Genomic DNA, 22,934 nt, shown 5'->3' on the forward strand with positions numbered 1-22,934 from the left:
AACCTGTTAAAGGCGAGAGTATTGACAATTGGCACATCGACAAATATTCAGAAAAGATTGACTTAATTTGTACGAACTGCTATGATGTAAAGGAGGTGAAAAATGATTCAGACATACCCGACAACGCTTAGTTTTGATGACGTGTTGTTGGTTCCTAAATTTAGCAATATATCCAGCAGATCAGAAGTAAGCATATCTTCTGACTTGTCAGATAAACAATTTAAATTACCGATTATTTCATCACCCATGGACACAGTTACCTCTTCCGCCATGCTCGTCGCTATGCACGAAGCCGGCGGATTTGGTATCGTCCATCGATACAACTCGATAAAAGAGCAGTCACTCTTGGTAGACGAGGCCAGAAGCCATGGCGCTTCTATGGTATCTGCAGCCGTCGGTGTCGGTGAAGATTTAAAAGAAAGAACAAAGAGTTTGGTCTCAGCGGGTGTCTTTAGTTTGTGCGTCGATGTCGCACATGGTCACCATAGCAACGTTGAAGCCGCGTTAAAAAAAATAAAAGATAGTTTCGGAGAATCAGTTGTTGTTATTGCTGGCAACGTTGCAACTGCCGAGGCTGCTTTAGACTTAGAAGATTGGGGGGCAGATGCGATTCGGATTGGCGTCGGCGGTGGCTCTATTTGCAGCACTCGTATTCAAACCGGTCATGGTATTCCTACTTTTCATTCTGTACGTGTATGTGCAGACAGATTGAAAAAAGCAACAATCATAGCAGACGGCGGGATTAGAAACGCCGGCGATATTGTAAAGTCATTGGCAGCTGGAGCAGACTTTGTCATGCTCGGTAGCTTGCTGGCAGGAACAACAGAGACCCCGGGGGATACGTTTGTGAACTCAGAAGGTGAGAGGTATAAGGTCTACAGAGGCATGGCATCAAGAGAGGCCCAGATCGCTTGGCGCGGACACGCGTCCTCCTTGGAGGGTGTGTCAACAACCGTCCCATACAAGGGGTCCACAAGTGATGTATTAGCTGATCTTGCTCAAAATGTAAAATCAGGCCTTTCTTATAGTGGTGCACAAACCATAAAACAACTTAGATCAGTATCTACTTTCGTCAGGCAAACGCAATCCGGACAGAAAGAGAGCTTTACACATATTTTAACCAAATGAAAGACCCTCAGAAAATCGTAAAGTTCATCTTCTCGGTATACGAAAAGACGTCAGCAGACCTAAAAATCAGATTAAGATATGATAATCTGAGTCAAACTAGGTTTTTTGCCGGCATTGTTGGTCTTTATCTCGATAACGACCCTGACATGATGGCTGTTATGGAAAAAGTTAAAATAAATAAAAAATCTATGGGAAAGCAAAAGTTGAAAAGAACAAAAAAAGATTTAGAATCAGGAAAGCAGTTGCTAGGGCAACTAGGAATTTCAGACACTGAAAGGGAAGACATATTTGATATGATTGAGATGGATAAAAAAGAATATGAATGATAAAAAATGTCAATTTTGTGATTGTGAGAACAAGGAAAGATGCTGGATAGATTATCCGGAAGATAACAATTGCATACACTACGCTATTCGCAAACATGGGTCTATGACGCTTGAGCAAATAGCGAAAAGATTAGGGATATCTCTAGTTAGAGTGTCCCAGATAGAAAAATCAGCTTTGAAGAAACTTTCAAAGAGAATAAAATTATGACTTTTCTATCTAAAACTTACTATTTATAGTTGTATTATTACATTAATCACTACTTTCAAAAAAACAAGGAGATAATAAAATGAGTGGTAACAAACTGTTAACAGAGAACACAATCAGACGCTTTATGAAGCTGGCAAATGTTGATTCCCTTACGGAAACCTTTCTAGACGAGGGTGGCATGGGCTATGCTCCAGCAAAGAGAGGTAAAAAGCCTCACGACGATGACGCTATGGAAGAGACCGTAGAGGGTGAAGAGACAATCGAAGAGGAAGAGGAACTCGACGAAGAGGTTGATGCACTCTACGAACAAGACGAAGACGAAGACATGGAAATGGACATGGAAATGGGCGACGAAGAAGACGACGAAGACATGGAAATGGACATGGAAATGGGCGATGACCTTGAAGCCGGCGACGAAATCGGCGCAGCAGACATGAGCCTTACAGAAGAGGAAGCACAGCTTTTAATCGATCTAGGCGAGAGACTCAAGGAAGCCATGGCCGGCGAAGAGGGCGAGGATGACATGGGAGACATGGAAGACATGGAAGACATGGAAGACATGGGCGACGAAGAAGAGCCTGCCCCTGAAGAAGAAGAGGTCGACCAAGAGGACTTGGTTAACGAAGTCTTGAAAAGGGTTACGAAGAGACTAGTCGCTGCAAAACTTAGCAACAGAAAGTAAAACAAAATAATACATATCACTTGTTTTTATGGCTCCATACCTATACAGGTCACTGGAGCCTTTTTCTTGACTTCTGTAAAGAAAGCTGATATTATTACACTATGAACGAAATACAGATATATTCTCTCATGATGTTTTTCGCAGGAGTCGTACTGACGAAAGCGGTATTCTTTTTCGACGAACAAAGGAAGAAGAGAAGGTTCTACCTAACAATGTCCGCCGCGGTGTTGCAAGTTCTGGATTCTGTGTATACAGTACATGCCGCCGCTGCAGAATATTCAGCAAATGAAAAATTTAAAATAAAAATTGATGAAGAAAGCACGCATCAAGAGTATTTAGAGAAGGAGATGCAAAAGGTCAATATCCTTATGGAGGTTTACACGCTGCTCTTTTTAAAAGCCATCCCGGCTTACGGCAGACAGTACGTAAACTACAGATCTTGGCCTGAAGCGCAGTCTCTAATACAAAAGATACGGAGGCTTTCAGAAGATGAAAAAGGCGAAAGGTGACTACTGGAAAGTGGATCAAGAAACTGTGAAATTACAAGTAAGAACAACGGAAGAGCAGAGAGATATAGAAGAGGCGCTGCCCGGTTGGATGTGTGTTTCCTACGGCTATGTGCCAAACACCAGTGAAGATATATATGTTTACGAGAAAACGTTCGAGTCAGAAATTGATTGGACTAGTTTTTTAAATTCTGACAAGGTAAATAAAATTTTTGAAATGAAAGAGGTGCTAAATGACTAAAAGAGTATCAGGGGTTCCGAAAAAGAAAGATAAAAAGAAAAAAATCTCACCACCCAAAGAAGAAGAGAAGCAAATAGTCATAGTCAACAATATCCAGTCTCCTGTTAATCAGGAATCTGAACTTAGGGCTATCAATCTTTACGGAGACATCACGGAGCAAAAGGGTGCTGATGTTGTAGCTGCCCTGTTGTATCTTGAAAACACATCACACTCTCCAATGATTGAAGATCCAACAGACCCGGAGTCTACTCCTATTATTGTTGCTAGATCAATTGCAATGATGGTCTCTACTCATGGAGGTACAGCTTCTGATATGTTTTCTATATTAGACATAATGGACATGGTTAAGAAAAGGACATGTGATATCGAGACCTACGGAGTGGGAAAGGTTATGTCAGCAGGTGTGCCCATATTAGCTGCCGGCACAAAAGGTAAGCGTAAAGTCGGTCGAAATTGCCGTATCATGCTTCACAACGTAATGGCAGGCACCGGCGGAACTATCTTTTCTATGGAGAATGAGCTAGAGGAGATAAAGTGGATCCAAGAAAGATACATTGAAACGTTAGCTAATTATACAAAGCTTACCCCAACAAAGATAAAGAAGCTTTTAAAGACCCAGAAGGATGTTTACATCTCCGCAGAGGAAGCAATTAAAATGGGTATTGCAGACGAAATTATCTAATTATACAGAGGAGTTTTAATATGTCGTGGCACGAAGAGTTTTTATCAGAGAACAACAAGAAACCTACCATATCAACAATGGGTGACCTTTTTAATCTTATTGAAGAGGTTTACGAGGTTGAAAAGGGTACTCTTTTCAAGGAAGCTAAGAGTGAGTTGCAGGTTCTAAAAGAGCAGTTTCTTAATGAGAGAAAGTCTATGACTCTGACCTTGGATGCAATCCCTGAGATAGCAGTCACGGAGCTAGGTTGGACCGATGTCACAGGTGCTGGAGGTGACAATCCAGTGAACGGCCCTGAGAGACAAAAGCTGTTGCAGTTCTTGGAAAACATCGAAGGTGGGGACTTTGTAGAAAAGATCAGGGCAATTTCTAATTTTTATGACAACCCTGATGCTGCCATGCAATCGATGTTTGGCGAAGGTGGATCCACCTCGACAGCTAAGCAAATAGCAACAGCTTTATCTTACTTGGTCTTCTACAAAACTTTAACGAAGGTCATAGCGAACTTTAACGCTGCCTCTGCGGGTTTTAGTTTCGAAGCGTTCCTAGCTGTCTTAATGGAGGGAGAGCAAATACCAGCCAATACCGGTACTATTGCAGACTTTCTTTCTAGAAGTGACGGCACCGCCATGCCTGTAAGTTTGAAATTGTATCAAGACGGAAACCTACACGTTGGAGGCTCTTTTAGAGATCTCGTTGGCGACATAACAAACCCTAAGTTTGATAACGATCTTATGCGTTATGTTGCTGTGACGAAACGCTTTGAAGGTGGCCAAAAAGAAGGACAGGATGTCAATGGTTTCTTGAAGTGGTATAGATTTGATTTTACTCTAGATAACATTTTCGACATACTTTCTAAATCCTCAAAACACTCCAGGCTGTGTATTCAGCTTCCGAAAAAAGGACAAGCTTTCATAGATAATCTTCCTGGCATCGCAGAGCCTTCTGCAGAAGAGATGGAAAACAAATACGCCCTAGCTTTCACGAAGGAGATGGAGGCTATGAACGCGAAAACTCAAGAAGAACTGCAAGTTGATGATGCATTCGTACAGCAATTTCTTAAAAATCTAAGTTGGGCCACACAATTAAGTGACAAATTTTTCGTACCATTCGACCCTGATGCTAAATTGTCAGATGAACAAAAAACTTCACCCGATTATGAACCAAGAGCGCCATATGTTAAGAGGGGTACTTCTCCTATGCACGGTTCAGGCCCGGAGTTCGCAGCGCTAATTCAGGTAGTGCTAGGGACCTTAGCCCAGGTCAATGACACGCTATCTGAACCTAGATACAACCTGGAGGATAGGGCTATCACTAACCTACGCAACGGTCTTGCCATCAACATCGCAAGGCGCGCCAAAGCCGCCAACAATGGCGGCGGCGCAGCTGACAAGCTTAGTATACTAAAACAGTATTCTGCTACGAAAGAGACCATCAAACGTAACAAAAGGCTTAACCTAAAGAGCAATTGGTTCTCGCCAGAGGAGTCGACAAGACTATACAATGCCATGAGCAGAGAGCAAAAGCTGGCAGCCTTAGTCCAGACCCGCGGCTTTCTTTCAACAGAGCAGTTTGGCTTAACTCAGAACATGGTAGCAGAGATTCACACTTATAGTAAAAGCCGAGTTCTTGGACCCAACCAAGACAAAGCTTTCTTTGGTGCCATTAACGTCGGTAGAAAGAATACGCAGATGGTGTTGAATAGAGTTACGGGTCTCCTTAACGAGTCTTTATTTGATATATTTGTGAACGTAAAAGCAATACAAGATAACACCTATGCCTATATCGCCGGCGGAATGCAAGAAGATACCCAGGCAGAAGAAGCAATTAAGGCTTCTGGAAACGTCATTTCAAAGACAGAAGAACTTCAATCAGCAAAAGATAAATAAACCTCTTGACATTTCAAACGAAATGCATTATAGTATATACATACTAACATGAAAGCGAGTCACAATGACAACACAACTCAGCCATGGACCTGAACTCCGCAACAAGGTTCTCGACGGCGTTAACACTCTTGCGGATTACGTAGCAACAACACTCGGACCCAAAGGACAAAACGTCCTTATCCATCAAAAGGATAAGCGACCATTCGTCACAAAGGACGGAGTAACAGTAGCTCAAAATGTCAATTTCGAAGACCCGCATATGAACGCCGGCGCCGAAGTTGTGAAGCAGGTTTCTGCCATGACAAACGCAGAAGCAGGAGACGGAACGACCACATCCACTGTCTTAGCGAGAGAGATCTTAAATCAGGCGAATAAATATATTACATCCGGCACATCACCTATTGAAATAAAGAGAGGCTTGGAGCAGTGTCTGCAAGACTCCTTTGAAGTAATCAGTGAACTTTCCAAGCCAATATCTTCCGCAGAAGATGTTAAACACATAGCTACCATTTCAGCTAACAACGATGAAACCATCGGCAACTTGGTCGCTACCGCTGTCGACAAGGTAGGCAAGAATGGATCCATTACCATTGAAGAAGCAAGGTCGCTAGACACCAGCTTAGATCTTGTGGAGGGTTTTAGATTTGATAGCGGCTATGCTGCGACTGCTTTCATAACAGACAATCGTCGCGCAACTTGCCGCTATGAAAACCCTATGTTTATGATCACAGATACTAAAATAGATCAAGTAAATCAAATACTTCCGGCTCTTGAAATTGCCGCAAGAGAAAACCGGCCGTTCGTTATAGTTGCAGAAGAAGTGGAAGGTCAGGCATTGGCCGCACTAATTATGAATACTATGCGGGGATCGATGAAGGTTGCTGCCGTGAAAGCTCCTCGCTATGGGGAGGAAAGAAGGGCAATAATGAGCGATCTAGCGGTTTCAACAGGTGCAAAATTTTTCCAACAGTCCCTAGGACATCAGGTAACTGATGTGTCTTTGACTGATTTTGGGAAAGCGGCAAGTGTGGAGATCACCAAAAACACAACTACTGTAGTTGATGGTGAAGGGGACTATGAAAAAGTTGATCAGACTATTGAGAGCATCAAAGCTGAAATACAACAAACTGATGATATCCATGAAGCGGGACGACTCCAAGATCGTGTTACTCGTCTCTCTTCTGGCGTTGCTATTATCCGTGTTGGCGCTTCATCTGAAGTAGAGATGATTGAAAAGAAGCATCGAATTGAGGATGCTCTGGAGGCGGTAAGGTCAGCACAACAAGAAGGAATAGTACCGGGAGGTGGGATGACTCTGTTGCGCATATCTGAGTCGATTGCTCCCAACTTTCCCACTGAGGAGCAAGCCACCGCGTTTCCAATCTTCAAGAGGGCCCTAGAGTCCCCATTCAGGACCATGGCTTCAAATGCCGGCTTATCACCGGAAGTGACGATGCTTATGATTGAGGGTTCAACCGGCTTTGAAGGCGTGAATTTTTCAACAGGAAATAGAGAAGACCTTAAGTCAGCAGGAATATTGGACCCAGCGAAGGTGACTCGCTGTGCCCTTAAGAACGCAGTGTCAGTAGCAGGTACGCTTTTGTTGACTAATCACAGTATTGTACATAATTAAAAACTACTTACATTGTGGAGGGCCCTACAATGTCAAATCAGCAAGATTATAATTTAGAACTACAATCAAAGTTAGATAAGGTTTGCAATGGAATCGACATCATGCAAAACAAGCAAGAGTCAATGTCAGAAGATATTGCAAAGATAAAGGAAGCGGTCTATAATCCAGATCAGGGATTATATGCCCGGTTGAGAGAATTGGAGTCGTGGAAAAAAACGTCTTCAAGAATGATATGGACACTATTCACCACGATGGTTGGTTTAATCGGTGCTTTCATATTAAAAAACATAGGATCTTAAAATGCTAGTAGAAGTCAGGACACTGAAAGTTGAAAATGAAGGATATAAGAGAGTTATATCGGTGAATAAGATGTATATTAACTCCAATAGTGTTGTTTCGATAACAGACTATGAAGGAGCTTCTAATTTTCTGTTAAGAGAACAATCAGAATACAGTAATAACAAGTTCTCTTTAATAAAATTAAACGAAGGAGGCTCTGTTAAAGAGTTGATCGCGTTCGGAACGGCTGCTGAAGTATTCTCCTCTTTTGAAGAGACACACCCCGGTAAAAGGATTTTAAATGGATAGGTTTATTATTATCGGACGATTGAACTGCCCGTTCTGTGTCAAGGCTATAGAGTATTGCAAGCAGAAAGATAAAGAATATATCTTTTTGAATTATACAGAACACCCTGATATTTTGGAAGAGTACAAAAAGTTTCACAACCACTCAACGGTGCCAATCATTTTAGCCAATGATATGTTAACAGGGTATACTTCAAAAGTTGGAGGTTACTCAGAGCTGCTAGGTCGTGCATAATGGACGCAGCCACTACTCCTATCAAGGTAAGCGTCTTAAGGGTGCTTTACAAGGGCCTACAGCCCATCAGAGACAGACTTGATTGCATTCTTGAAGACTACTATAAGAAAATGATAAACTTGTCACAGGCGGAGCTAACGGCAGCCCTAGAGTTTAGATCAGCGGCTTCAACCGTAGAGCTTTTGCTGCTAGATTATTTCGAGCAGGTAGACGAGACAAATGTTGATACGCTTTATTTACCTAACAAAGAGTTTCGCTTGGTACTGGATCTTTCTAAGACCGCGGAATTAGCATACAGAGCACCATTAGCAAACTCAGGATTGTGGACTCACTAATGATATATTTAGGTATACTTTTATTTCTGCTAGGGCAAACTTTAGGTTGGTTTCAGCTAAATGCGCAGTCATTTTCGGAATACTGGAAAGATAAAGCTTTGTTATCGGCTATTGTCATGGGTGTTCCGACGTCTGTGCTGTTCTGGTATGGTTGGAAGTATGTTGTGGAAGAAACAGGTTCCGTATGGTCAGCTAGGTTCATAGCATCATGCGCCGGGTTAATAATATTTCCTATTCTTACTTGGGCGATACTAGGTGAAACCATGTTTACCACAAAGACTATGGTTTGCTTGGGGCTAACTATTATTATAATGTTGATACAGTTGTTTTGGTAATTTAGTCAAGCACCTTGATATAAATAGTATCAATTGGGATACTGTTACTATTCCAATTAGGCCCACCAAACACAAGAACTTCTCCTTCGTTAGCTTTCCGGTACCCAAACCTATCCCATTGGACGTCCATATATCTTGCATTTTTCTGCAGAGTTTTATTCACATGAATAGAGTTACTTGAGTCAACAGCTGTTCTTATTATAACTCGATATTTTGACATAAAATGATCACTTCCGCCCTTCGCAAACTGGCGCGCCATACCTTTTTCTGTGCTGAACGACACACCGCCCGAAATCCTATCAGATGTTACATGTCGTTCTCCGCGCTCAACCCGGAATTTGATGTAGCCGGCTTCATCAACAGGGGTGCGATTCCTTATGTGGACATTGTCCTGGTTGTCTCGTATATATCTGAGCATTTCATCAAACGATTGCTCAGTAGTCAGTCCCTGCAGGTCTTCCTTACTAGCGCGCCGTCGCCAGTCATCAAATCCTGGAAGCTTTCTTCTCAGATCTGCGTAATCAGCAACTCCAAAACCTCTCCAGACAAGGCCTTGATAAAATGCCGCACCACCGCGTTTCTTTAACTTCAAGAGTGTTCTTACATCAGTGTCAGATATGTCAATTCTACTTTGTGAATTCTTGCCCGTGTTCTGATATCCAAAAACCGTTTTAAGGCTCCCCATTTCTTCGTAGGTTAAATTATAATATCTTGGATCCACCGCGGGATCAATTACCATACCATTGAGTGATTTTCCAAACCTCATGCACCTTGTCGCATGATCCGGTAATTGCTGCTCGTTTGTAATCTTTGGAATGCAGAATGTTTTTCCGTCCTTGCTGTTGTACTTTGCATATACTTCTTGGTTGTACTTTTCTATTTCTGCCTTCGATGCATTAGGACCCGGTCTCTTAAGATCTTGTTTTTTAGCGGTATTTCTAGACGGCTTTTTGATTTTGTATTTGTCAAGCCTCGAAGACTTGGACCTCCTAGTCCTTCTTCTAATTAATCTTCTGGCTTTTTGTTCTTCCAACTTAGTTTCGTTGCAAAAAACTCTCCAATTTTCCATTATAAGCTTGTGCTTCATATTATTAGTTTGTTCCTTGTAGTTTGAGTTTTTTTGCCTCGACTTTTCTAATGAACTGTTGTATTTGAGGATTGTCAGACTTCTTAAGAATGGCCATTGCATCATCAAATGCCTTTTTTAGTCTTTCAGTTTGCTCTAGAGCCTTTTTGGCTTGTGCAATTCCTTTTGCACTCTTTGCGAAACCGGTCATTTTTCTAGCAAAGCGTGGAAAGGCCTTGAGAAAAGGAATTAAAGCCAGAACATCCATTATTAGAAATAACCCTATCCAAACATATCCGTCAGGCCAGTCGAAGACTTTACCTTCCTTCCAGGATTGTTCAAAGTTTCTCTTCCCGTCTGCGATAGCATTCCAAGCGAAGGTAAAGTTAAGGTCTGAAAAGCTCTCCGCCCTATCCTTGTATCTTGTGCCCGCATCCCCGGCAATCTTATCATTTTTGGCTTTTTGAAGCTTTTTTGGATTCTTCTTAGCCCAAGCATCTATATTGTTATGTATATCATCATATATCCGTGCATACTCATCTTCATTGTTTTCTATCCAGCCGTTTACCTTCGCGGCAACTGCGTCCTCATCGTTGTCGAGCGCGATGTTTAGCTTTTTCTTTATCGCCGCTACCACTTGCTCCCGAGCTATGTTTTCCTTTGCATCGATTTCGATGGAGTCTTTATAATACTTCAAGTATTGATCTTTCGTGGGGAGGCTTTCTCCTCCAGGGTCAGGATCTAAAAATAGGCTGCCATCCGGATGTGTGACATTATAGAGAGGACCAGCAAATAACAAACCTATTTCTCTGAGGATAATTAGAAATGTTTTTCCAAACTCGACAGCTCCAGCTCCTTTGAGATAGTTGTGATAGACTTTCCTTAAATACTCAGGATCCGCGCCCAACTTATTCAATGCCTCACCGTATTCAGTGCCTATTCCCGCTGTCCCTAGAAAACTGGGAGACTCGCTCAAAAGATACTTTCTCCAGTTTTCCATTATTAATTCGTGTTTCATGTTTTTTTCCTTAAAAGGTTTGATGTAGTATAATTAGTATTTAAATTAGCTATATGTTCGTTTGCTGTTGACTATTTATAGTAAAAAGGCTATAATACTACTATGAATTTCAATAACACATGGCGAAACTACGCCGCAAAGCCCCTAAAGCCAAAGCTGACTCCTCTCATGGAGCAATATTTGGCAGCCCGGCAACTTATTCTTGAAGGAAGACTCGACATAGCTAAAACTGCGGCCCCAAGGGCAACAGAGGCAGGTGATGTAGACAACATGCTGAAAGCTCTCATGGGAGAGTTTGGCCAAAAGGACGCAGGAAAATACCTTTTGTTCGCCGCAAAAGCTTTAGAGCAGGGGTATTCACAAGACATAGACCCAGCAAAGCGTTTTAAAGATGTATTAGAGTTGTTAACAAAATTTCACATGAATCAAAACCGAAAAGTAAACAGAGTTTATCAAGAGAGGCTTCCACAGAGAGACATAAACAAGTATAACTTTAGGTCACTCTCTAATGCTCTTTATGCCGCTAGTGGAAAACAACACGCAGACGAAAATGCCGAATTTGTTTACAAGGCTAATGGTATCTCTGCTTTGCGCCCACTAACTACAAGGGCTGCCTGTTTCTTGGGTGGGCCCAATCGAGAGGAATGGTGCATAACGAGAACAGAGAAGAAGAACTTCTTCAGTAAATACACAGAGGAAGAAAGCAAGGCTTTTGTACTCGTTAAACTTGATGGTATCCCTGTCGGCTCGGTGAATCATCAGATCGTTATGCAGTTCTCCGGTCCTGGTGAGCCCGAGTTTGAGATGTGGTGGGATGGCGAGAACGAGAGCCACGCAGACGGCCAGCTTGAAGTTGTAATGCGGGAGCACATTGAAGGAATGGGCCCAGATTTTCAGATAGAACTGCAAGACGACTACTTCGAGACGGCAGGCTCTGGAGGGTCCGAACCAGCACATGATTTATTCTTGGACCTACACGAAGCTGCATTCGAGGTTGTAAAGATGAATCCACCAGAAGATATTCTGCCACGTATAGAGAGGCAGGCAGCAGAAGAAGCAGAAGCATTTAGGGCACAGACTCAGAACGTAGAACTTCGATATGAAGTCAAAAGAGATTTAGCAGATGAGATATCTGTCTTCTTTGAGGCCACCTTGAAGTTGGAATTTTATGATGAAAGGTTCGAAGAATTTCTTAAGGACAAGGACAAAAACTTTTACGCCAGCCTAGGTCAAGATCTGCAAACCTACATGGAGCAGACAGGCATGGCAAACCTACGACTGAAGGACTTCTATGAGAGAGAAGGGTCTATTATGGTGGAGCTTGGAATTAGCGCAGATACAGCCGTCGCTCAAGAAGGCTACAACCTTGAAGGCTTCGTATCTTTCCTTATAGACGCCAAGGATGCAGAACAAACAGATGGGCCAGATATAGAGAATGCGCTTACACAGATGATCGCAGCCAGAGCGAAGAGCGAGGGGGTAGAACCATTGGATAACCAAGTTGAGAACACATTTTACAAAGATTTAGAGAAGCAATTACTCGGAGAAGAAAAGGGTAGAAGCAGGCAGAGAGGCATCTATAAGTTTCACTGCATGGTGGCATACACCCTTACGACTGAGGGGGATCGATCTCGCGGCTTAGACGATGTTTTAGCTGACCTGCGCGCTTTACCAAATGTAACTATCGTAACTGTGGCGATTAGAAATCAAAAGATCGCAGAGGGTAGATACATAGCTGGCTTAGCTATCAAATTCATACCATCAGTACCCGGAGATATGAATCAGCCAGAGCAAGTAAAGGCCAGAATCGTCAGGGACATTAAGAGATTGGAAAATGTACAGTCTCTATTCAAACTTTCAGCAGGACTTATAAGGTTAGAGTAAGATGAGAAAAACTCCGCAGCAATTTCGCAGAGAAGCAGTCAAGAAACTGATTGACAAAATATTAAAAGACAAAATCACAAAACTAAAACCAGTTTCGATATCAGCATCAGAATCTTTAAATGACGATTTTACAACGACGGACTTTTCTTTCGAAGAGACCGGTACCAGAGGTGAGGTTGTGTCTGTGTTGGACTCGAAAGGTAAAGGATTCATAGATGGCCTATTTCGGGGGTTACACAACAGATATGCCACAGAGTATCCAAGTATCGACAAGATAAAGCTCGTTGATATTATGGTCAACCCAATAATGAAGGCTTCACGAACCCTCGGGTCTGATGCACCAGCGTCGATAATTTTTAGAGTAGAGGTGGACAGTCATGGTATAGCAGAGTTTCGACATGATTCAAGGTCGGTGATATATTCTGGATTCGCTGCGGCTCTTAGTGCATTCGAGTTTTATATAAACTGTGAAAGAACTTTTCATAAAATAAAACTAATAGTAGAAGACGCTGAACACAGAAATAGGGGAGACATATTGCAATCTTGCATGTCAGACCTTAGTAAGTTGACAGAGGTTAACACATATGCGTGAAAGCAAAAGAATACACTGGCCAATGCTTGTGTCTGCGATTTCAATGGCGTGGGCGTTATACATAATAAAAAATTATTTCATAGGTTAGTTAGCTATGGGTCCTGGTCTCTATTTACTCTAGGAGACTGCAAGATGCCAAAGGACCAGTTAAATAATAATTTAAAGATAGGCGATCTAGTTACTCATGTCTTGTATGGAAAAAAGTGGATCGGTGTTGTTGTTAGCTTTAAACAGGACAAGAAGGCTACGAGCAATTCCATGAACAGAAAGACAAAGGCTCTTGTCCAGATCCAGCCCGGAACAGAATTTGATGGTTTCTTCAAACGCACTAATCCTGTAGATAGAGTAAACGATAACCTAGGATACGTGTCAGTGCATTGGCTATTTAAAATGAAAGAAACTCATGAAAACTTTGGACCTCCACGGAACTAAACACTCTTTGGTAGATGAAAAAGTCAGAACTTTTCTAAACTTTGTAGAGCTGCCATGTCAGATAATAACAGGAAACTCTCCGGAGATGAAAAGTATTGTAAGGAAAATTGTTAGAGAGTATGAATGGTTTTGTTATGAGAGAGATAGTTATAACTATGGGACTTTAATTATTTTGGAGAGTGATATATGAAAAACTGGAAACCATTTTATATAGAAAACAGTAGAATACCCGTGTTTTTATCTAAGTTTGCACCCATAAAAATTTGGGCCATATCATTTGGTCTTTGGGTTTGGTGCAGAGGAGAATTATCAGAGAAAACCAAAAGGCACGAGTGTATCCATTTTCAGCAGCAACTGGAGCTAGCTTTCGCCGGACAGTGGATTTTATACATTTTCTCCTTTATTTTCAACTACTTAAAGACCAGAGATGCCACCTTATCATATTATGATAATGTATTTGAAAGAGAAGCTTATGGCAACGAGGCAGACAAAGATTATTTATCCCGGAGAAAGAGATATGCTTGGATTAAATACATAAATAAAGAGTACGATTTCAAAGAGAGAGTCAAAAGGTCGAGACTCAAATAAGTGTCACGTTTCACTTGACAAATCAAACATCATCTGATATATTATATAAACAATCACAGTAAAGGTAACACAATGAATTACGGCTATGCCTGTATCAACGAGACACTTAGCTCTGGACCTAAGAAAACTCGTGTCACAACCAATCGTTCTATGATTAAGCGCACATTCAAAGAGAAAGGTATTAGATATGCTTCGGAGCTTGCTCTTCAGAATGTCAAAGACCTGATCAAGATCCTAGCTTGGAATGAAGAGAACAATATCAAGTTCTATCGCATGTCCTCCGACATTTTCCCTTGGTGTTCAGAGTACAACTACTACGATTTGCCCCATTACAAGGAAATCAAGTATTGGTTGCGCTATGCTGGTGACTACACCAAGGAGTGGGGCCATCGCTTGACTTTTCACCCTGGCCCATTCTGCTGTCTAGCGTCACCAAACTTCGAAGTTGTGGAGAAGACATACAAGGAACTCAACAACCATTCTCGCATCTTTGATATGATGGGTTTCGAGCCAAGCCACTACAACAAAATCAATATCCATGTCGGCGGCACATACGGTGACAAGGATGGAACAGCAAAGCGATTCATCGAAAACTTTCACAGACCTGGTGGGCTTGATGAAAACACTAAGAAGCGCTTCACGCTAGAGAATGACGATAAAGCCTCCATGTGGAGCACAAAGGACATTTATGACAAGATTCACCACGAAACTGGAATCCCGATTGTTTTCGATTACCATCACCATCGATTCTGCACCGGAGGACTCACAGAACAAGAGGCAGTTGAACTCGCAGCCTCAACCTGGCCTCCCTGGATTAGGCCAGTTGTTCACGTCTCAGAGTCAAGAGCGATTGAACAAGGCGACCCGAAAATACGTAAGCAAGCTCATTCAGATTATATCAAAAAGCCAGTAGAAAGCTATGGGCAGAACCACGATATCATGTTAGAGTGCAAAAAGAAAGAGTTGGCTTTGATGAGGCTTAGAGAGGTTGCAGTATGAAAATTGGAGATTTAGTGAGAATAAGTATGAAGTTCACTGCTCATGGAACCTACGAAGAGGATGGATCGAAGATTGCAATGATAGTCGAGGGCCCTAATGCGGTTGGTAAAGTGAAACTGCTGCTACCTAATGGTGATACTGTTTGGAAACACGCTGCCGAAGTTGAATATATGCCAAAAGAAGGGAAATATTTGCAAAAATGAGCCATGAAACTGCAGTGGCAGATGTTGAATTGTGGGCTTTGCAAGAGCAGATATACTACGGTGTATCTTGGACTTTATTCTTACTTACTTTATACTATCTGTTTAGAATCTCAAAGTAAACAATATTTTTTCATACTATTTATTACAGTATGTATGACTTTGAAAGGGGTGATATAGTATATATTAGAGACTTTCCATTTGGCAAACCCACCAGAATCTACGGAAAAGTTGTCGGCATTCTCCACGGAGAGTATTATAATATTCTCTTGACAAATGGACTGAATCAGGATACAATAATAGCATACCAAAGCTATCAACTAATAAGAGAAAAGGACGTTCCTCGTGAGATCAGAGAAAAAAAGAAAAGGAAACAGGTTGACAACAAAACTTTACAGTGATTGTCATGGTTCAACTTCTGAGTCTATATATTTTGAGGTAGACAATTTAGATACAAAAACAATAGAACAAGCAGAGAATAGTTATGAAGAAGTTTTCATCACGATTAGGAAGGTGTTAGAAGACAATGAACAATTTTGTTGTGATGACGAAAATGATAGGCTTTCACTTACTCAAAGTATCGCTGATATACTTAGACAGAGCATGCTCATTCGCAAGGAGAAAAGATGACTAAGGGCGAAGCTGTCCGGTGTGTAGAAGATTATGAGCTGTTTAGTTGCGGAAACATAAACGGTACCGAGGGTTGTTACGTACATTATTCGGAATCTAACAATAAACATTTGGTATATTTTCCAGAGTGTGGGGAGTGGGCAGAACTAGAAGAGTCTCAGCTTGAAAGAATTAATAAGCCCGGGTATATCTCAAAGAAAAACAAGAGATTTGTAAAAAACATTTCCAGACTAAAGATGACACTAGTAACATGATGAGTCGAGCAATCATGTCTATGGGCGCTGTGCAGATGGGCCTGGCCATATACATGGGGTATTTTATACCAAAAGAGTATCATCATTTTTTTGCTCTCTCAGCCAGAGATTTCTTCTTGATTTCTTTTGTCGCCTTTGCCTGGGGCCTTTATGGAGTCTTGAGGGAAGACAGATGAAAGCTAAGGATCTCAAGTGCAATAAGATGTACTGGTCGACTCGTCTCAATAAGATAGGGATTTGCGAGGCATTTGCAAACTACATGGTATATATGGTTTTTATTGATAACAGAGACAATGGATGGTACCATTGCGCTGAACTAAAGGAGGTTAGTCATGATAAGAGACAGACTGTTTGATGCTTACTTGTTAGGCTCATTGGCCTTGGGTTGCGCGCTCGCAGCACCGTATGTTTTGTGCCTGATTGTAAAGGAAGAATTCCGTGCGAGAATGTAGGTTCATTAGGTGCGGAAACAACATATATGTACCACCAGTTCAAGTTTGGTTAGAAGGTTGGACCCGCCAACGATGGCTTGAAAGGCATTTCAAAGAACCGGACACAATAAGAGTAGCCAGCCTCATGTCATGGGAGTGGCTGTCCGGAGAGCACACCGTCAAAATATTGACAGAGAAAAGTAATGAGTTCTCTGAAAAAGATTCTTGACAATCCCACCAAAATAACCTATAATATATGTATAACAAATAATCGGAGACCCCATGAAAGTCTGGAACTGGATGAACGAACATATGTACCTCACTGTGTTTGTCTTGGCCCTTATCACAGACTTCTGGGCGAACTGGTATAGTTATGCGATAGTTCATGACTGGATAGTTCTACAGGCATTTTTGGGAATGGCTTTGCCTTTCTTGAATTTACCTGGAATTCTATTCTTCATAGACAAGAAAGATATGAAAGTTAGACTGAAACTCTGTGCGCTCTCGGCACTTGCAATGTCCTTGGGTTCTACCTTGATGTTGTTGATGATCCGAGCAGGTATTGGAGTTGGGAAGGAAATATAATGAGAGGCGTAGACTTTAAAGTTGGAGATATGGTTGTCAACCCCGTTGCCGAATCAACGGCCGTTGTCCTTGGTTTCGAGGATAACAAACTATTCGACTCAGTTTATTGTGTTAAAGTTATGTACGTTGGAGACTCAAAGCCAATGTATGTTTTATCAGATAGGATTAGAAAATTATGAGTGACGCATCAATACATTATCAAGACGCATTTAATCACCTACAATATCATGCAGACCATATGAATTTGTGGGAGCAAGGTTTCGTAGAATCTTTGGAACACCAGTTCAAACAAAAAGGTAGACTTTCTCTCTCACAAGAGAGGCATCTTTTCAAGTTGACTGATAAATATAATATGGACAAGATTCGAGAAGCACAGCAATGGGTCAAGAACTATGGACCAGAACAACGAGACATCGCAATTAAGTGTGCAAATTACTATGATGGCCAGTATGTTAACTATTTCCATGATATTGTTACAAAGGTTCTGGATGACCCTGAACATCACGTCCTTACTCTTGGAGAGTATAACAAGCTGTGCAAGAACAAGTACGCTCTGAAAGTTCTAGCATCATATGATGCCCCAGAAAAATTTGCAGTGGGCGATATGGTTCAGATTCGAGCAAACAATCGTGTTGATATTGCTAATACAGATCAGAAAACCGGTGCCGTTGCTAGGGGTACACGCTCGACATGGGGCCTGACTAACAAGACTTGTATGGTCTTAGAAGTAAATGCTCTTCCAATTACCCGAGCAGCAAAGAACTCTAGGGTCTACAAGGTACTAATTATTGATGAGACTTCGCCAATTTATGTTCACGAGTCTGACCTCAAAAAGCTTCGGAGGCCAAAAAAGAAATGAAAGAACAAATCATTAAAGCTATTTCCTTCTTTTATCAAGGAGAGAGGCACATAATCAAAGCTGGAAAGTCAGGAAAGTTCAGGGTCCCGGTCACTGAGGTCGTCGATGGTAATATGAAAACAAGGATCAAAGGACTGACTGCTTGTGAGATACTTAAACACGACGTCGTAAAAGGGTGTGACCCAACGCTATACTTAGATCGAGGAGAGAAACTTAGAGTCTTTCAAGGCGGAGACTCAAGCTATTTACCCGCACACATTCAGGGCCTAGCTGAGAAGCATGACGCAGCAAATAAGCCGAAGCCCAAGCCGAAAAAAAAATCAATACTTGACAAACCATTCACAAATGGTTATAATTTAACTAAAGATTGGAAACAAGAAACAATAGATATGTATGGATGTTGGCCTTATGACGAGGACTACCATGACTAAATATCTGACAGAGGGTGACTTGGTGTGGGTCTGTCGCCATGGTTACGAGGAGTGTACACCAAAAAGCCTCAGAAGTCATGGAATAGTGACAAAAGAGTTGTCGGCACCCAACCAGTATTGGTACGAAATTTTACAGACCACCCCTAGTGGAACCACACAAATGAAAACATTTCCCATTGAAATGCTGATAAAGATCGAAGACAATGACTGAAGTATACAATATAAGAATAGGTGATATGGTTTATAATAAACTCGATGGCCAAAACATAATTGGCCTTATCTATAAATTAACGCCAAAATACGCTTACTATGCAGTCTGCGCTAGGAGTAAGAATGACTCGGAAGGGGATCACTATATCACAAGAGATCACAAGGTCAGCAAGCAGAAATTATACGAAGCAATCAGAAAAGAACACGTAGGAATAAGTTATGCACAAGGCATCAATCGTAGAAGAAAAATCAAAGAGAACACCGAAAGTCGGTGACATAGTGAAATTTCACGCTGGTGTCTGTGAAATTATGGATGGGGTTGATGGAATGACCGGAATCGTTACCAAACTTTATCATGACGACTTCGATGCCTTGGTTCTACTTAATGATGGCAGACTTTTCATTGACAGAACCGAGTATTTCACGGTATTATAATAACATGAGACAGAAGATAGATATAGGCGACCTTGTAGAGTATGATAAGTATCAGGCACTTGTGCTTGACCGCAAGACTATCAATCCAAACTACAACACAGAAAGGGTATTCCATCCGGATGAATACCATTGCAAGGTTCTGCTTTTGAACTCGGACAACGACAATGACTATCGTTGGGTCCGAACTAAATGGTTGAAATTATTATCAAAATCTTCTTGACTTTCCCCTCAAAACCTGTCATAATATATACACAACAATGAAGGAGCGACTAATGAATCCACTCGCAGATAACGTATTTCAAATGACCAACGCCGAGCTAATCGGCCTTGCCAAGAATAGATTCCTCGACTATGAAACTCAGGACAAGATTGCACTAAACCCTTACAAGCGAGCACACATGTATCTTATTGAGAACCCTGGCCTGTGCTCGACTTCCCGAGACATCTTGTGGAGCAAGCCTGGCTACGTAAACAAGTTCGACTTGGTTTCTATGGGTCATTACAAGGACCAACCGGAAAAGTATCACGAGCTTTACGACAACTATGCAGAGAAGGCATTTGTGAGGAACGGTGGCTATCGTGTCTTTCGGGCCTTCCTTGGCGGCTATGGTTATGGTGCGGGCTACGGTGCTTTACCTGGACCTTCAGGGACTCCAACATCTATCCTTGATAGTCTTTATGATCGCGTCAAAAATGAGAAAACAAGGGGCTATGGTTATGACTATTACACCACGAGCATGGCTAGGGCACTGGCACAACATCCCAACTCTTCGACTGAAACTATTGTGAAACTTTCTTGCGCTTATCCATGCAAAGATATAAACAGAATTGCCCTTATAGAGCTGGGAAGACGTGGATAAAAAGTTAATTTTTATATTGACAAAACCTACCCTTTATGAGATACTAGTTAAAGATAGAGAAAGAAATAACGCCAACAACACAAGGAGATCATCATGGCCGTTGACTTTGCTACATTTTCCCAAATCGTAAACCACGTAACCGCTGTACGTAAGCCAGTCTTACTGCGAGGTCGTCACGGCATTGGCAAGTCCACTGTTGTGTACCAGTACGCTGCACAACAAGACATGGAAGTTGTCGAGCGTCGTGCATCACAGATGACGGAAGGTGACTTGGTTGGTCTACCTACTATCGATGCAGGCTCGACCCGGTTCAATCCACCTGATTGGTTCAAGGCTGCATGTGATCGTCCTGTTGTGTTGTTTCTCGACGAAGTTGACCGAGCCACCTTGGAAGTCCGCCAAGGCATCTTCGAGCTTACTGATTCACGTAAGCTGAACGGACACAAACTCCACGATGATACGCTCATCTTCGCCGCAGTCAACGGTGGAGAACATGGAGCACAGTATCAAGTTGGTGAGATGGACCCGGCTGAATTGGATCGCTGGACTGTATTTGACATCGAGCCATCTGTGGAGGACTGGTTGGCATGGGCTAATGATTCTGAAATCTCTCAGGAGATTTTCAATTTCATCAATCAGAATCGTGCCCACCTTGAGCACACAGACGACTTCGAGCCGAACAAGGTTTATCCTTCTCGTCGGTCTTGGGAACGTCTCGACCAGTGTCTGGCACAGGCTGGTCTGCTGGAGGATGCCAGTCCTGCACTTTTCAATCTGACTTCTGCGTTTGTTGGCTTTGAGGCTGCTGTAGCTTTCAACGACTTTATCCAGAACTACGACCGCCAAGTCTCGACTGATGACATTCTTGTCAAGGGTGACTTCTCCAAGCTAGCTGACTTCGGTATCAATGATCACACTGCTATCATCGACAAGTTCGAGGCCGAAGAGACATTCAAGGATGAGTTACCACAAGATCAGGTTGACAACTTGGCCCGCTATTTCATCATGCTTCCCTCTGAAGTTGCAATGAAACTCTGGACTGTAATGGGCAAGGGCGAAGTCAACAACACTGTCAAGCTGCACAAGACTGATGTCGATGGTGAGTCTGTCAGTAAGCACTTCGTCAAGATGATTAATGGATAGGACAAATAGTTCTTGACAATTAAGTTAGTTTTGTGTTATTATAATATATAAACAATCACGGAGGCTGTTATGTCCGACAAAGAATTTGATTTGAATACCCACACTGCTCGTCTTCTACTTGACGAGCCGTTCTTTGCAGCTATCTCTCGTCGTATCGACAAGCGTGCATCTAACGCTATCCCCACAGCCGGTGTCATGGTTAACCCTGAGACAGCCCAGTTCGAGATGCTGTACAACCCCAAATTCTTTGAGGACTTAACAGACCTCAATCGTACTGACATTCTCAAGCACGAGTTCTATCACATTCTATTCGAGCATGTGACTGGTCGTATGCCTGAGAATGTAAACATGGAAACTTCAGAAGGTCGCCGTAACATGAAACTTTGGAACATTGCAACTGACCTTGCAATCAACTCCCACTTGCAACACCTACCAGAAGGCGGGCTCATTCCTGGCGAGGGTAAGTTTGAAGGCTTGCCCAAAGGTGAGTCAGCAGAGTGGTATCTTGCCAACATGCCAGATTTCGAGGAGGAAGACCAAGGTCAAAAGGGTGACGGGGCAGACCAGGATGGTGAAGGCGGTCAAGGTGGAGAGCAAGGCAACAACTCCGGCAACGGTGATGGCATGCCTGATTCGCTTGACGACCACTCAGGCTGGGGCCAGTGCTCTAACGAGGTTAAGGAAATGGCCAAGGAGCGTCTCAAAGAAACTGTACGCAAAGCAGCAGAAGAAGCAAGCAAGTCAAATGGTTGGGGCTCAGTGTCTAGTTCAGTTCGTAAGGATGTGATGAAGATGTTGGAAACCAAGGTAGACTGGCGCAAGGTTCTTCGATTCTTTGTCAAGTCTTCGCAACGAGCAGACAGGTCTAGCTCTATCAAGCGAATCAACCGCCGTTATGCTTACATCCACCCAGGTCGCAAGGCAAACCGGGTTGCCAAACTTGCAATCTCGATTGACCAGTCAGGTTCTGTGAGTGACGAGATGCTTTCTCTTTTCTTTGCGGAGTTGAACAAGCTGTCAGCTATTGCAGAGTTTGTCGTGATCCCTTTTGACACACAGGTTGATGAAGACCTTGTGTACATTTGGAAGAAGAACAAGAACCAGAAGCCAGAGCGTGTGATGATGGGTGGTACCGACTTCAACGCTCCTACAGATTATGTTAACAAAGGCGGATTCGATGGTCACATTGTCTTGACTGATATGTGTGCACCAAAACCACGGCCAAGCAAATGCCAGCGCATGTGGATGACTACGCCTGAGTATGCAAAGGCAAACTACTTTGCTACTAACGAAAGAGTTGTTATTGTTGAGTGAGACTTCGAGCGGCAGGGCTCTTGAAGGAGGACTAACAATAACTTGCTTGCCCTGTCAACGCACGCTTTGTCTCGTGTGGGCAAGTAGGTTCTTCAGTGCCAAGACAGATGTGAGGAAATAAGTGCGTTTGCCTACAACCGCACATTCCCATGAGGGGTAAACAACTTAGACGTAGGCTGGCTGTTCGGGTTAATGAAGCGAGAATGTGATTAACCCAC

Annotated in this window: 28 protein-coding genes; 26 read left to right on the plus strand and 2 right to left on the minus strand. The window is 42.4% G+C overall.

The genetic code is table 11. The features are described from left to right. The first annotated feature begins 102 nt into the window (after positions 1–102). From CBD51_003035 to CBD51_003090, 12 genes are all read left to right on the plus strand, one after another. Entirely contained in the window at positions 103–1,128 is a 1,026-nt protein-coding gene (locus CBD51_003035) for a guanosine monophosphate reductase (GenBank protein RPG59471.1), read from the plus strand. Beyond that, positions 1,125–1,454 (plus strand): hypothetical protein, encoded by a 330-nt coding sequence (locus tag CBD51_003040; protein ID RPG59472.1) that lies wholly within the window; start codon positions 1,125–1,127, stop codon positions 1,452–1,454. The genes CBD51_003035 and CBD51_003040 overlap by 4 nt, the downstream gene beginning before the upstream one ends. Further along, complete coding sequence (locus CBD51_003045) at positions 1,447–1,662, plus strand: helix-turn-helix domain-containing protein (GenBank protein ID RPG59473.1); 216 nt, start codon at positions 1,447–1,449, stop codon at positions 1,660–1,662. The genes CBD51_003040 and CBD51_003045 overlap by 8 nt, the downstream gene beginning before the upstream one ends. Before the next feature lie 124 nt (positions 1,663–1,786). After that, positions 1,787–2,344: a hypothetical protein gene (locus CBD51_003050; protein RPG59474.1), complete on the plus strand. Its 558-nt coding sequence runs from the start codon at positions 1,787–1,789 to the stop codon at positions 2,342–2,344. Positions 2,345–2,445: 101 nt separating this feature from the next. Next, positions 2,446–2,853 carry a hypothetical protein gene (locus CBD51_003055; GenBank protein ID RPG59475.1) on the plus strand — a complete coding sequence of 136 codons (408 nt, stop codon included), beginning with the start codon at positions 2,446–2,448 and terminating at the stop codon, positions 2,851–2,853. After that, positions 2,834–3,091, plus strand: a complete 258-nt coding sequence (locus CBD51_003060; GenBank protein ID RPG59476.1) for a hypothetical protein — start codon at positions 2,834–2,836, stop codon at positions 3,089–3,091. The genes CBD51_003055 and CBD51_003060 overlap by 20 nt, the downstream gene beginning before the upstream one ends. Beyond that, positions 3,084–3,773, plus strand: a complete 690-nt coding sequence (locus CBD51_003065) for an ATP-dependent Clp protease proteolytic subunit (GenBank protein ID RPG59477.1) — start codon at positions 3,084–3,086, stop codon at positions 3,771–3,773. The genes CBD51_003060 and CBD51_003065 overlap by 8 nt, the downstream gene beginning before the upstream one ends. Positions 3,774–3,793: 20 nt before the next feature. Continuing rightward, positions 3,794–5,662 carry a hypothetical protein gene (locus CBD51_003070; GenBank protein ID RPG59478.1) on the plus strand — a complete coding sequence of 623 codons (1,869 nt, stop codon included), beginning with the start codon at positions 3,794–3,796 and terminating at the stop codon, positions 5,660–5,662. Between the two features lie 64 nt (positions 5,663–5,726). Then, positions 5,727–7,295, plus strand: coding sequence for a molecular chaperone GroEL (locus tag CBD51_003075; protein RPG59479.1), 1,569 nt, complete (start codon positions 5,727–5,729; stop codon positions 7,293–7,295). A gap of 14 nt (positions 7,296–7,309) precedes the next feature. Further along, entirely contained in the window at positions 7,310–7,594 is a 285-nt protein-coding gene (locus CBD51_003080) for a hypothetical protein (GenBank protein ID RPG59480.1), read from the plus strand. A gap of 70 nt (positions 7,595–7,664) precedes the next feature. Next, a complete protein-coding gene (locus tag CBD51_003085) occupies positions 7,665–7,883 on the plus strand; it encodes a hypothetical protein (protein RPG59481.1) in 219 nt (72 codons plus the stop codon). Continuing rightward, the gene (locus CBD51_003090) at positions 7,876–8,115 is read left to right on the plus strand and encodes a hypothetical protein (protein ID RPG59482.1); all 240 of its coding nucleotides are present in this window, start codon (positions 7,876–7,878) and stop codon (positions 8,113–8,115) included. The genes CBD51_003085 and CBD51_003090 overlap by 8 nt, the downstream gene beginning before the upstream one ends. A gap of 671 nt (positions 8,116–8,786) precedes the next feature. Here CBD51_003090 and CBD51_003095 read toward each other — a convergent pair. Both CBD51_003095 and CBD51_003100 read right to left on the minus strand, forming a co-directional pair. Continuing rightward, positions 8,787–9,872 (minus strand): hypothetical protein, encoded by a 1,086-nt coding sequence (locus CBD51_003095; GenBank protein RPG59483.1) that lies wholly within the window; start codon positions 9,870–9,872, stop codon positions 8,787–8,789. Between the two features lie 4 nt (positions 9,873–9,876). Next, positions 9,877–10,869, minus strand: coding sequence for a hypothetical protein (locus tag CBD51_003100; GenBank protein ID RPG59484.1), 993 nt, complete (start codon positions 10,867–10,869; stop codon positions 9,877–9,879). 102 nt (positions 10,870–10,971) lie between these two features. On the opposite strand from CBD51_003100, the gene CBD51_003105 reads away from it, so the two are divergent. The 14 genes from CBD51_003105 to CBD51_003170 all read left to right on the plus strand — a co-directional run bounded on the left by CBD51_003105 (position 10,972) and on the right by CBD51_003170 (position 22,716). Further along, a complete protein-coding gene (locus CBD51_003105; GenBank protein RPG59485.1) occupies positions 10,972–12,753 on the plus strand; it encodes a hypothetical protein in 1,782 nt (593 codons plus the stop codon). 1 nt (position 12,754) lies between these two features. Next, positions 12,755–13,345, plus strand: coding sequence for a hypothetical protein (locus CBD51_003110; GenBank protein RPG59486.1), 591 nt, complete (start codon positions 12,755–12,757; stop codon positions 13,343–13,345). Between the two features lie 403 nt (positions 13,346–13,748). Continuing rightward, on the plus strand, positions 13,749–13,967 hold the full coding sequence (locus CBD51_003115; GenBank protein ID RPG59487.1) for a hypothetical protein: 219 nt from the start codon (positions 13,749–13,751) through the stop codon (positions 13,965–13,967). Beyond that, entirely contained in the window at positions 13,964–14,365 is a 402-nt protein-coding gene (locus tag CBD51_003120; protein RPG59488.1) for a hypothetical protein, read from the plus strand. The genes CBD51_003115 and CBD51_003120 overlap by 4 nt, the downstream gene beginning before the upstream one ends. Before the next feature lie 72 nt (positions 14,366–14,437). Further along, positions 14,438–15,364, plus strand: coding sequence for a UV DNA damage repair endonuclease UvsE (gene uvsE, locus CBD51_003125; protein ID RPG59489.1), 927 nt, complete (start codon positions 14,438–14,440; stop codon positions 15,362–15,364). Next, on the plus strand, positions 15,361–15,567 hold the full coding sequence (locus CBD51_003130; GenBank protein RPG59490.1) for a hypothetical protein: 207 nt from the start codon (positions 15,361–15,363) through the stop codon (positions 15,565–15,567). Before uvsE ends, CBD51_003130 begins: the two co-directional genes overlap by 4 nt. A gap of 342 nt (positions 15,568–15,909) precedes the next feature. Continuing rightward, positions 15,910–16,194 (plus strand): hypothetical protein, encoded by a 285-nt coding sequence (locus tag CBD51_003135; GenBank protein RPG59491.1) that lies wholly within the window; start codon positions 15,910–15,912, stop codon positions 16,192–16,194. A 967-nt stretch (positions 16,195–17,161) separates the two neighbouring features. Continuing rightward, on the plus strand, positions 17,162–17,464 hold the full coding sequence (locus CBD51_003140) for a hypothetical protein (GenBank protein ID RPG59492.1): 303 nt from the start codon (positions 17,162–17,164) through the stop codon (positions 17,462–17,464). A 175-nt stretch (positions 17,465–17,639) separates the two neighbouring features. After that, positions 17,640–18,323 carry a hypothetical protein gene (locus CBD51_003145; GenBank protein ID RPG59493.1) on the plus strand — a complete coding sequence of 228 codons (684 nt, stop codon included), beginning with the start codon at positions 17,640–17,642 and terminating at the stop codon, positions 18,321–18,323. 113 nt (positions 18,324–18,436) lie between these two features. Then, positions 18,437–18,754, plus strand: coding sequence for a hypothetical protein (locus CBD51_003150; GenBank protein RPG59494.1), 318 nt, complete (start codon positions 18,437–18,439; stop codon positions 18,752–18,754). A 429-nt stretch (positions 18,755–19,183) separates the two neighbouring features. Continuing rightward, on the plus strand, positions 19,184–19,399 hold the full coding sequence (locus CBD51_003155; GenBank protein RPG59495.1) for a hypothetical protein: 216 nt from the start codon (positions 19,184–19,186) through the stop codon (positions 19,397–19,399). Between the two features lie 272 nt (positions 19,400–19,671). Further along, entirely contained in the window at positions 19,672–20,259 is a 588-nt protein-coding gene (locus CBD51_003160) for a hypothetical protein (protein ID RPG59496.1), read from the plus strand. A gap of 93 nt (positions 20,260–20,352) precedes the next feature. Next, positions 20,353–21,402 carry an AAA family ATPase gene (locus CBD51_003165; GenBank protein ID RPG59497.1) on the plus strand — a complete coding sequence of 350 codons (1,050 nt, stop codon included), beginning with the start codon at positions 20,353–20,355 and terminating at the stop codon, positions 21,400–21,402. Between the two features lie 69 nt (positions 21,403–21,471). Then, the gene (locus tag CBD51_003170) at positions 21,472–22,716 is read left to right on the plus strand and encodes a hypothetical protein (protein RPG59498.1); all 1,245 of its coding nucleotides are present in this window, start codon (positions 21,472–21,474) and stop codon (positions 22,714–22,716) included. The last annotated feature ends 218 nt before the right edge of the window (positions 22,717–22,934 follow it).

Source organism: Flavobacteriales bacterium TMED191 (assembly GCA_002171975.2).
In the GTDB taxonomy this organism is placed as follows: domain Bacteria; phylum Bacteroidota; class Bacteroidia; order Flavobacteriales; family TMED113.